The sequence below is a fragment of the Aristaeella hokkaidonensis genome (genome assembly GCF_018128945.1).
Classification (GTDB): domain Bacteria; phylum Bacillota; class Clostridia; order Christensenellales; family Aristaeellaceae; genus Aristaeella; species Aristaeella hokkaidonensis.
Genome location: NZ_CP068393.1, coordinates 1,028,848 through 1,040,546, shown reverse-complemented (window position 1 = coordinate 1,040,546; position 11,699 = coordinate 1,028,848). Strand labels below are relative to the sequence as shown.

The window sequence follows — 11,699 nt, the reverse complement described above, 5'->3', positions numbered from 1 at the left end:
AGAGAGGAAAGGTATTCGCCATGTCCCGTTTCAATTATTTCATCAACCGCCTGAAAAAGATAGACTGGAAAGCCATGTGGAAAACCACCGGCCTGCTGAAAAAGCGGAGCGGAAAGGGAAGGCTCTGGCTTCTGACGGATATGCTGCGCTGCGGCATCAAATACAACGCAGGCTACATTGACTACAAAATTGCCCAGATGTACAAGCTGAACGACGAGCAGCGCAAAACCGTCATTACGCGCGGTATCTCCAACGATATCGTCCGGAGGATGAATCCGAAAGAATACTGGCATACTTTTGACGATAAAACGGAGTTCAACACCTTCTTTAAAGAATGGATTCCCCGTAAATGGATCCGGATTGACGACAACACCTCCACAGATGATCTGTTCGCACTTTGCCGCAACTTTGACGCGCTGATTGGCAAACCGCTGGAAGGATCCAGCGGCGTCGGAATCCAGAAATATACGTCCGAAGACTGGAAGGACGGCCCGGAAGCCTTCCTTGCGCGGCTGAAAAAGGACGGCATTGGTATCCTGGAAGAAATCGTCAGGCAACATCCGAAGATGGCGGCCCTTTGTCCCACCTCCGTCAACACCTGCCGGATTGCCACATTGCTTGGTGACAAACAGCAGGGGATTGTATATGCTTTCCTGCGCATCGGCAACGGTAAAGTAATGGACAACGTTGACTGCGGCGGCATGGCCTCCAGGATCAATATTGAAACCGGCAAGCTTAGCACCGTGGGTGCGGACAAGCAGGGCAACACGTTCATCAAACATCCCATGACTGATACCAGCATCATCGGATTCCAGATTCCATACTGGGAAGAAGCGAAGAAAATGTGCATGGAAGCAGCACAGAAGATCCCGCAGATGCGCTTCATCGCCTGGGACGTAGCCATTACTGAGGACGGCCCCACCTTCATCGAGGGAAACAGCTTCCCGTCCCACGCCATTCCTCAGTTTGCGGCCCATTATCCTGACGGAATCGGCATCCTGCCCGAATTTGAAAAATTCATTGATCTGTAAGGAAAAATATCTCTTGCAAGATCTTTACATTTATGTTAATATATTTGTCGTTATGCGGACGGTCCTCTGTCCGGAAACATATGATTCATCCGTTCGGATGAACCGCCGGGTCATGAACGTCTATGAGGGAAGGAGGCACAAACCATGAACGAAATTATCCGCTCCATCGAAGCAAAACAGATTCGCAGCGATCTGCCCCAGATCAACGTCGGTGATACCGTACGCGTATGGGTTAAGGTTGTCGAAGGCAACCGTGAACGTCTGCAGGCTTTCGAAGGCACTGTTATCGCCAAGCGCAATGGCGGCATCCGTGAAACATTTACGGTTCGCCGTGTGTCCTATGGCATTGGTGTTGAACGTACTTTCCCGATCAATTCTCCCCGTGTGGACCATGTTGAACTGATCCGTCACGGTAAGGTTCGCCGCGCCAAGCTGTACTATCTGCGCGATCGTCAGGGCAAGGCAGCCAAGATTAAGGAAGTCAAACGCGTCTGATTTGTGCGAAAAAAACTGCTGCATGATGCAGCAGTTTTTTTATATCCAGATATATTGAGAGAACCGGAAGGAATCATACTGTATATTGTGGAATATATATAAATTGGATATTTATGAATCGGAGGATCATATCATGAGGGACAGAACGGAAGCAGCGGCCAAAGCGAAAGAGCTTGTCAGCCGTATGACTCTGGAGGAAAAAGCTTCTCAGCTGAAATATGACGCGCCTTCCATCGACAGGCTCGGTATTCCGGCATATAACTGGTGGAACGAAGTACTGCACGGTGTGGCGCGGGCAGGCACTGCAACCGTATTCCCTCAGGCGATCGGCCTGGCTGCCATGTTTGATGAAGACATGCAGGAAAAGATTGCCGACGTGATCTCTGATGAGGCGCGTGCCAAATTCAACGGACAAAGCCGGCACGGAGACAGGGATATCTATAAGGGTCTGACTGTATGGAGCCCGAATATCAATATTTTCCGCGATCCGCGCTGGGGCCGGGGACACGAAACCTACGGAGAAGATCCTTATCTCACCAGCCGTCTGGGTATCCGTTTTATCCAGGGACTACAGGGAAAAGGCAAATACCTGAAGACGGCTGCCTGCAGCAAACACTTTGCGGTACACTCCGGACCGGAGGCGCTGCGGCATCAGTTTGACGCCCGTGCCAACGCCAAGGATATGAACGAAACCTACCTGCCTGCCTTTGAAGCCACAGTACGGGAAGGCGAGGTTGAATCTGTCATGGGCGCCTATAACCGGGTAAACGGGGAACCCGCCTGCGGCAGCGAGACCCTGCTGAAAAAGACCCTGCGTGAAAAATGGGGCTTCCGGGGTCATATTGTCAGCGACTGCTGGGCCATCCGGGACTTCCATGTCAACCATAAAGTAACAGCAACAGCGCCGGAGAGTGCCGCGCTGGCCCTCAAAAACGGCTGTGACCTGAACTGTGGAAACACCTACCTGCACATCCTGGAAGCGCTGCAGGAAGGGCTGATTACCGAAGAAGAGATCACCACCGCCTGTGAACATCTGTTTACAACCCGGTTTATGCTGGGCCTTTTTGCGGACGACTGTGAATACGATCAGATTCCCGTGACGGCCAACGATACGGATGAGCATGCCGCCCTGGCCCTGGAAGCTGCTGAAAAGAGCATGGTGCTGCTTGAAAACGACGGCATCCTGCCACTGGATCCCGGAAGCATCCGGACCATCGCAGTAATCGGCCCTAATGCAGACAGTATTCCTGCCCTTGAAGGTAATTACAACGGCACAAGCAGCCGGTATGTGACCTTCCTGGAAGGTCTGCGTCGGTATGCAGAAAAACACGGAATACGCGTGCTGTACAGCCTGGGATGTCATCTGTTCAAGGATCGCACCTCCGGGCTTGCACAGGCTGACGACCGGCTGGCGGAAGCCGCCATGTATGCGGAAGCCGCGGACGTTACGATCGCCTGCGTGGGACTGGACGCCGGTCTGGAAGGCGAAGAAGGGGATACAGGAAACGAGTATTTCAGCGGGGATAAAAAAGACCTGCTGATTCCGGAATCCCAGCGGCGTCTCCTGGACGTACTCACAGAAAGCGCGAAAAAGCTGGTCACCGTCGTTACAGCAGGCTCCAGCCTGAATGTACCCGGCGGCAACGCGAAAGTATTTACCTGGTATCCCGGGCAAGCCGGCGGAACCGCGCTGGCTGAGCTTCTTTTCGGCGAAAAGAATTTCAGCGGACACCTGCCACTGACTTTCTACAGGGATATCAACGATCTGCCTGATTTTGAAAATTACAGCATGGAAAACCGGACTTACCGGTATTTTACCGGAAAGCCGCTTTATCCCTTTGGATACGGTCTGAGCTATACCTCCTATCAGGTCCTCAGCGCCTCTGTATCCGGCAATGAAGTGAAAACTGAGATCACCAACAACGGGAAGATGGACGGCGACGCGCTCGTTCAGATTTATGTGGAGTGTGACAGTCCCTTTGCTCCTGTTCACCCCAGGCTTTGCGGATTCCGCCGTATCAGCCTGAAGGCCGGAGAAACAGGCACCGTCAGCGTTCCGCTGGATCCGCTCACCTATACCGTGGTTGATCCCGACGGACAGCGTGTTACCGTGGAGCACTGCACGCTCTACGCAGGCGTTTGCCAGCCGGATGAACAGAGCATTGAAATGACCGGTTCAAAGCCTGTTTCTATCAGAAAATAAACCAGAGTCTGTTTCCGTTTTCCGGATTCAAAAGATCGAAACGCAGGTGAGTTCCTATGTTTACAGGTTTAACGGATGAAACTATCCAGTTCTTTCTCGACCTGAAGTTTCACAACAACACCCCATACTTTCATGAGAATCATGACCGTTATGTGGAAACCGTCCAGACGCCGTTTTATGAAATGATCACGGACCTGGGCGAGGACATGCGTAAAATTGATCCAATGATGGAAATCCGGCCATACAAATGCCTTTCACGCATCCACCGTGATACGCGGTTTTCCAGGGATAAGAGCCCTTACAGGGATCATCTCTGGTTCCTGTTCAGAAGAGCCGGAGAACCCAGGGATAAAAGTCTGTTCTATTATTTTGAATTCGGCGTGGACAGGCTGAGCTGGGGAATGGGCATATGGGGCGAAAACCGTGAACTGATGGATCTTTTCCGCAAACGCATGAGGGCCAATCCCGACGGAATCCTTGCTTTACTGGATGATCTCGATCTTCCCGGACACAAACTTATCCTGAACGGTTCATTTTTCAAGAGAATGGATATTCCGGATGAAATACCGATGCGCCTGAAACCATGGTATACCGGAAGAGAGATTTATGTCGGAAGGTACAATCCTGTCTGGCAGTGGGCCTTTTCCGAACGCATCCTGAAAGAAGTGAGGAAAGACTTCCGCACCCTCGCACCGCTTTACCGGCTGTTGAGAGGTTACCTGGATGACCTTTCCCATGATGAGTAATAACGTAATCCATGTGAAAGTGTGAGTAAAATGAGACTATTCATGAAACGTCGTCCGCCTCATGAACCCCGGGAACGGGAAAGAAGGCACCGTATGTCCTTTATCAGCATGTTTTTTATGCTGGTCGGTATTCTTACTGTCCTTTATTTCCTGATTACCTACGGACTGATCCCGCTGCTGGCCATGATGACGACCGCAGCATGAGGAAATAGCCATGAAGAAGACCGGAAAATGGGCATTATCCGTCATTTCAAAAGCATTGGTAATCATTCTGGTGATTGCCCTGCTTCCTTTTGCCCGTACATGGATCAGGCAGCTGCTGCCTGACGCCACAGGCGAAATCCGGGTTCAGAGCATGATCCTGGAACAGAAGCTGGAGTCCAGCAAACGGCTGGAAGTAACCACCATTGACGAAGAGGGCGTTCTTGAAGCCAAGACCAACGTTATTATCCTGGGAACCGTCGGCACAACCACCATCCGTTACCGCTATACCGCCAGTGTCGGCATTGACCTGAGCAAAGTAGTCATGACACCGGACAGCGACAGGATCATCTTTGAACTTCCTGATCCCGAAATCCTCAACGACGGTATTGAAGCCCTGGAAATCAACAAGAACAACTTTTTCTCCAAAGCGGTTGAAAAAAGCGTTGAAACACTGCTCAATGAACAGAAGCTGAAATGCAGGGAACAATATATCAGCGAAAAGGAACATTCGGACAGAGCCTGGGAAGATATCCGGAAATCCTTTGAAACAACCATCTGTCAATGGCTTGAGCAATACGGAGAAAGGCATTACGAATTCGAATTTATAAAACTGAACGATCCGGCAGCCTGATAAACAGGCTGCTTTTTTTGACATAAAGACAATCAGGAAGCTGGTTTTGTTCGCCTTGACTGATGGTCTTTTTTTTCATAATATAATGAAGTGATTTTTTCGAAATAAAGATGAATGCAGGATACAGAGCCGGTTCGGGCAGGATCTGACCGGAACGATCCATCGGATAAGGATGTGATTACGATGAGCGAGAATAAAGACAGAATCAACTGGTATCCCGGACATATGGCGAAAACCAAACGCCTGCTCCAGGATCAGATCAAACGAATCGACCTGATCATTGAACTGTGCGACGCGCGGCTGCCTTATTCCAGCAGGAATCCTGAACTGGCCAAAATGATTTCACAGAAGCGTCATCTGCTTTTTATGAACAAATCCGACCTGGCCGATCCGAACATGAACAAGCGCTGGCTTCAGTATTACCGCCGTCAGGGGATTGAAGCACACCTGACCAACGCCAGTATGATGAAAGGCAAGGAAACCGTCAGCCTGATTGAGCAGGCAACAAAGGAAATTGTAGACAAGGCGCTGCAAAAAGGTGTACGAAAAACAGTCCGGGCCATGATCGCAGGCATTCCGAACGTAGGCAAAAGCACAATGATCAACCGGCTGTACGGACGCTCCGTTACGCAGACCGGCGACCGTCCCGGCGTTACCAAGAGTAATCAATGGGTCAAAATATCCCCGTATCTTGAACTGCTTGATACCCCCGGCCTGCTCTGGCCCCGGCTGGACGACCAGCTCTCCGCACGCAGACTGTGCTATATCGGCTCCATAAAGGATGACATTGTGGACACAGGGGAACTGACCATCAACCTGCTGGAAGAATTATGCGTCCTGGTTCCGGATACTATATCTGAAAGATTCCATCTTAAGGATACAAGCCTGAAGGGCGCTGAGCTGCTGGAAGCTGTATGCGCCGGAAGAGGATGGCTGCTCAAGGGCGGTCGGTTTGACTATGACCGCTGCTGCAGCGTAGTGCTGGATGAATACCGCGCAGGAAAGCTGGGCAGAATCACTTTTGAAGCGCCGCCCCAAATCAACACGGAGGATACAGAAAGCAATGATTGACCGTAGTCAGCATGCAGCCGAGCTATTGGCATTTGACAGGCAGTACAGACAGGCAGGATTGGTTGTCGCAGGTATGGACGAAGTCGGCCGCGGCCCTTTGGCCGGGAACGTTGTAACAGCCTGCGTTGTGATGCCTGAGGATCCGCTTATTATCTGGATTGACGACAGCAAAAAGCTGAGCGAAAGCCGACGGGAGAAGGTTTTTGACGAGATCATGGCCAATGCCCTTTATGTCGGCGTGGGTGAAGTCTCTCCGGAAGAGATTGACCGGATCAATATCCTGGAAGCTACGCGGAACGCCATGCGCAAAGCCGCTGCTGAAGTACCGGCCGATATTTTCCTGATTGACGCGGTGACCAAACTCGGGCTGAACGGAAAAGAAGTCCCCATTATCAAAGGAGACGCCAACTCCTATTCCATTGCCGCGGCAAGCATCGTGGCTAAGGTTATCCGGGACAGGCAGATGATCGAACTTGATCAGCTTTATCCTGAATACGGATTTGCGCGAAACAAGGGCTACGGAACCAAGGAACATATTGAAGCTCTGAAAAGAATCGGGCCCTGTCCGGTTCATCGCAGAAGCTTCATCACTCATTTTATATGAAATGGACCTATGAAACCGGCCTGCTGGGTGAGGAAATTGCCGCACAATGGCTGGAGGATCATTACGGAATGCGCCTCCTGGAAAGCAGATACAAGACCAAAGCAGGCGAAATTGATCTGATTATGCTGGACAAGGATACCGTGGTTTTTGTGGAAGTGAAAACCCGGATGACATCCCTGCCAGGCACCGGTATCGCTGCCGTCAACCAGCAGAAACAGCGGCGCATTGCCAGGGCTGCCACCCTTTATCTGATGCGCATGGAATGGCTTGGAAAAGCTGTTCGTTTTGATGTTATGGAGGTTCATCCGGATGATATGCTGTACATTCCCAACGCATTTCAACCGGGCGGCATGTTCTACCGATAATGAAAGGATGCGTTGTCGATTGACTTTATCCAAACGGATTATATTGTTCCTGATCGCTTTTCTGATGGTTTTTGCCCTTGTGCCCGCTGGCGTTGCTGAAGGGGAGAACCTGCTCCAGAACGCCGATTTTTCCAAACTGGACAGCGAGGGGATGCCGGAATACTGGTATACCGACGCATATTATCTGGATGCCGGTTATACCGTGTTCGGTGTTTCTGAAGGCGATGCGGGTCATGAACATATCATTACCATCCAGAATATCGCAGAAAACGACGCCCGTTTTGCCCAGGCAGTCGAAGTGGAGCCGGATTCCCTTTACAAATTCAGCGGATACATCCGCGCCAGCGGCGTTGAAGGAGGTCTTGGCGCCAACCTGAGTATCGAGGGCATCTATGCTTTCAGCGACAAGGTATACGATACAGAGGGTGAATGGGAATACATAGAGTATTACGGCGAAACCGGACCTGACCAGGACTATATTGTTGTTTTTGCCCGGCTGGGCGGATACAGCGGGATCTGTTCCGGTAAGGCCGCCTTCTCAGACCTTTCCCTGACCAAGGTGGACAGCATTCCCGGCGACCTGGTTGCTGACCTATGGTACCGGGAGACCGAAGATTCCTATGACGATGATGACGAATATGAAGATCCGCTTCAATCCATTCCGATGACGGTATGGCTTGTGCTGATCAGCGTTGTTTATTCCGCCTTCGCCCTGATTGCCGTCTATTATTATGAACAGCGCAAAAGGCAGGAAATTACAATCAGCCGGAAAATCGCTCCTTATCTGCTTTCCGCCCTGTTTTTCTCGGCGCTTATCCTCCGCGTCCTGATCAGTTCACTGGTTGAAGGATACATGGTGGACGTGAACTGTTTCCTGAGCTGGGGAAAAACCATGGCAAAATCCGGAGCCGTCGGATTCTACCAGGACACCAATTTCTGCGATTATCCGCCGCTTTATACCTATGTGCTGGCCTTTAATTCCGAAATGTCCAGGATCCTGCATGCCGGACCCATGCTGGAACGGGTTATTTTCCGTTTTATTCCCTGTATCTGTGATCTTATCGGATGCTTTATTGTCTACCGTCTTATGGTCCGGGAACATGAAACATACGGTTATGCTCCGTATTTCTTCCTGATCGCTGCGCTGTTCAATCCGTCCGCCATCCTGAACAGCGCCGCATGGGGACAGATGGATAGCGTGCTGTGCCTGCTCCTGCTGGCCGTTTCCGTACTGGCTGTAAAAGGGAAGTGGACAGCGGCATTACCCCTTTACGTGGTTGCAGTGCTGGTCAAACCCCAGGCCCTTATGCTTGGGCCGCTGGGGCTGATCTTTATCCTGATTACCTGTTTCCGGAATGCTGAATCCCGTAAACCGATCCTGTACGGCACCGGAATCAGCCTGCTGACGCTTGCCGCCGGGGTGATTCCTTTCAGTTTACAGCAGGACTGGGACTGGCTGATCAAGCTATATCAGCGTACGCTTGAATCCTATCCCTACGCAACGGTCAACACCGCCAATTTCTACTATATCCTGGGCGGGAACTGGAACGCCATTGCAAACGAGGCCCACATGCTTGCGCCTATGCTGCTGGGTCTTCTCTGCACCGGTTACGGCCTGTGGTGGTATTTCCGTTCCAAAGAGAAGATGTATCCCCTGATTGAAACCATCCTCAGTTTCCTGTTCGCTGCCGCGTTTATCGTCTGCGCCTGCATGAGCGCTTCCTGGGGACTGACCGGCGGAATCGCCATGGGATTTGCTTTTGTTATCGTTCTTTCTCCAGCCATCCGGCGGAAAGACATCCGTCTTCTTCCATGGCTTGGCGGACTGCTGTTTGTGCTTCTGTATGTATTCGGCGTAAAAATGCATGAGCGTTATATTTTCCCCGCATTGCTGCTTTTCGCCGCATCCTGGGCCCTGCTCAGAGACAGGCGTATCCTTTACGTCCTTGTACTGTTTTCCGTGACAACCTTCATCAATGAAGGAATTGTGCTGGATAACAGCATCCGCCTGGGTTCCGCCTTCGGGCACCTGAATCCAGATACGGTTGTGATTGCCGATCTTATCAGCCTTATGAATATAGCGGGCGCCCTGTATGCTGTCTGGCTCTGCCCGAAGCTGTATGCTGATATAATCGTTTTACAGGATCATCCTGCAGAAGATTCCGACGCTGAACCTGCTATCCTGGCCGAATCTGAATCCGGTTGTGAGAACATAAATGATCCCTGTATTTCAGATATTGAAACGAAAATCCCGGTCTTTGAAGAACAGTCTTTCCCGATCATTACCGAAGAGAATGATACCTGCCTGACAGCAGAACGGATCATTCCGGAAGAAGAAAAAGCAACCCCCAAAGCGACCCGCAGATATGACCGGTTCCTGCACTGGAATAAAAGGGATACGATTCTGCTTTCCGTCATTACAGCGATCTATGCCGCCGTCAGCCTTCTGACACTGGGCAGTACAAAGGCGCCACAGACTGCCTGGACATCCAGCAGTCCTGAAGAGGAGATTGTCTTCGACCTGGGCGAGTATCGGGACAACTTCGAAATCCTCTATTTCGGACAGGTAAGCAGCCGGAATTTCTCCTTTGCCGTGAGCCGTGACGGGGAAGAATGGGAAAACGATGTCTGGGCTCAGATGGACCAGGGTCAATGCTGGAAATGGAAATACGTGATCCTTTCCTATACGGATGAAAACGAGAAAGTGACTTTCCAGAGTTCCAACCTGAGCCACGTCGTCCGTTTCAATGGAAGATATGTCAAACTGAAAGCGAAGTATATCGGCCTGACACTGAATGAAGTGCTGTTCCGCAATGAGAACGGAGAAGTGCTTCCGGTCCGGATTATGGATCAGACAGGCGCCGAACCGGAATCTGTGCTGTATTCCGATCCTGCTTCCCTGATTGACGAACAGGACACCCTGGAAAGGCTTCCTGCCTTCCCGGAAAGCGATGAAACCACCAAAGCCGCTGCACAGCCAAGCTGGTGGAACAGCAGCTATTTTGATGAAATCTATCACGCAAGAACCGGTTTTGAATTCCTGTACGGTAAAGTACCTTATGAAACAAGCCATCCGCCTCTCGGAAAAATCCTGATCAGCCTTTCCGTTGCTGTTTTCGGCATGTGTCCGTTCGGCTGGCGGTTTGCAGGGGCGCTGGCCGGTATCCTGATGCTGCCCGGTATGTATCTGCTTGTCAAGCAGCTGACCAAGAAAACCGGCATCGCTGCCCTGGCATGCCTGCTGATGGCGCTGGACTGCCAGCACCTGACACAAACGCAGATTGCCACCATTGACAGCTTCCCGGTGCTGTTTATCATCTTCGAATACTTCTTCATGCTGCGTTTTATACAGACAGACTATCTGACGGAGAAGAAATCTGCATCCATTATTCCGCTCCTTTTCAGCGGCCTGTTCATGGGGCTGTCCATCGCAAGCAAATGGATTGGCGTTTATGCCGGAGCCGGACTGGCGGTCCTCTTCTTCACCCATTGCTACCGGATGATCCGCAGCGCTTCCAGAGAGGATATGGAACAGCTCCGTTCCGCACTGGGCAAAACCCTGGTTCTTTGTCTGTGGTGCATCCTGTTCTTTATCCTGATCCCGGTGATTATTTACCTGCTGTGTTATATCCCTTACTTCGCCTATATGTCCGGCAGGATTACCAGCCTGACAGACTATGTCAAAGAAGTGATCAAGGCACAGGTAGGCATGTTCAATTATCACAGTGAACCCGGACTGGGAATGGATCATCCCTTCTATTCACCCTGGTGGGAATGGCCGATCATCGGCAAACCCATGTATTACGCCTCACAGGAATATATCCCGGCCGGATTTACAATGCGGAACAGTATTTTCTGTTTCGGCAATCCTGTGATCTGGTATGGCGGACTTGCGGCGCTGGTTTACTGCCTGTTCCGTTTCGCGCAGACCCGCAGATACCGGCTTGAAGGGACAGATTATCTCTGGCATATCAGGACAGGTAGTTCCGATTTCCGTTTTTCCTTTATCCTGATCGGATTCCTGGCCCAGTATCTGCCCTGGGTGCTGGTTCCCAGAGGAACTTACATCTATCATTATTTTGCGAGCCTTCCATTTATCATGACCGCGATTGCGGTATGCTTCGACCAGGACGATCCGAAATACAAACTGTACTTCCGTATTTTTGCCGCAGTATATGCGGCGGCGGCAGCCGTGTTCTTCCTCATCCTGTTCCCGTATGCCTGCGGACTGAATGTGTGCACAGAATGGCTGGATCTGGGTAACAAACTGCTGAGAATCTGGTATAACCCCTGATAAAATCCGAACGGGAAGCAAGGTATCCAAACTGATCAGTGGAGGAATCAACCGC

10 protein-coding genes are annotated in these 11,699 nt (G+C 51.1%); all 10 read left to right on the top strand.

Annotated elements, in window-relative coordinates; genetic code table 11:
* Positions 1–20: 20 nt before the first annotated feature.
* The 10 genes from JYE49_RS04805 (at position 21) to JYE49_RS04760 (ending at position 11,644) form a co-directional block, all read left to right on the top strand.
* On the top strand, positions 21–1,031 hold the full coding sequence (locus tag JYE49_RS04805) for a sugar-transfer associated ATP-grasp domain-containing protein (protein WP_093956319.1): 1,011 nt from the start codon (positions 21–23) through the stop codon (positions 1,029–1,031).
* Positions 1,032–1,175: 144 nt separating this feature from the next.
* Positions 1,176–1,526: a 50S ribosomal protein L19 gene (gene rplS / locus JYE49_RS04800; RefSeq protein WP_093956318.1), complete on the top strand. Its 351-nt coding sequence runs from the start codon at positions 1,176–1,178 to the stop codon at positions 1,524–1,526.
* Positions 1,527–1,659: 133 nt separating this feature from the next.
* On the top strand, positions 1,660–3,729 hold the full coding sequence (locus JYE49_RS04795; RefSeq protein WP_093956317.1) for a glycoside hydrolase family 3 C-terminal domain-containing protein: 2,070 nt from the start codon (positions 1,660–1,662) through the stop codon (positions 3,727–3,729).
* A gap of 56 nt (positions 3,730–3,785) precedes the next feature.
* Complete coding sequence (locus tag JYE49_RS04790) at positions 3,786–4,475, top strand: DUF2461 domain-containing protein (RefSeq protein WP_093956316.1); 690 nt, start codon at positions 3,786–3,788, stop codon at positions 4,473–4,475.
* A 42-nt stretch (positions 4,476–4,517) separates the two neighbouring features.
* Positions 4,518–4,679, top strand: a complete 162-nt coding sequence (locus JYE49_RS04785) for a hypothetical protein (protein ID WP_179217225.1) — start codon at positions 4,518–4,520, stop codon at positions 4,677–4,679.
* Between the two features lie 10 nt (positions 4,680–4,689).
* A complete protein-coding gene (locus tag JYE49_RS04780) occupies positions 4,690–5,310 on the top strand; it encodes a DUF4230 domain-containing protein (protein ID WP_093956315.1) in 621 nt (206 codons plus the stop codon).
* 183 nt (positions 5,311–5,493) lie between these two features.
* The gene (ylqF, locus tag JYE49_RS04775) at positions 5,494–6,381 is read left to right on the top strand and encodes a ribosome biogenesis GTPase YlqF (RefSeq protein ID WP_179217224.1); all 888 of its coding nucleotides are present in this window, start codon (positions 5,494–5,496) and stop codon (positions 6,379–6,381) included.
* Positions 6,374–6,985, top strand: a complete 612-nt coding sequence (gene rnhB, locus JYE49_RS04770; RefSeq protein ID WP_283399311.1) for a ribonuclease HII — start codon at positions 6,374–6,376, stop codon at positions 6,983–6,985. Before ylqF ends, rnhB begins: the two co-directional genes overlap by 8 nt.
* Entirely contained in the window at positions 6,982–7,350 is a 369-nt protein-coding gene (locus JYE49_RS04765; RefSeq protein ID WP_093956312.1) for a YraN family protein, read from the top strand. The genes rnhB and JYE49_RS04765 overlap by 4 nt, the downstream gene beginning before the upstream one ends.
* 19 nt (positions 7,351–7,369) lie before the next feature.
* Complete coding sequence (locus JYE49_RS04760; RefSeq protein WP_179217223.1) at positions 7,370–11,644, top strand: phospholipid carrier-dependent glycosyltransferase; 4,275 nt, start codon at positions 7,370–7,372, stop codon at positions 11,642–11,644.
* Positions 11,645–11,699 lie beyond the last annotated feature (55 nt).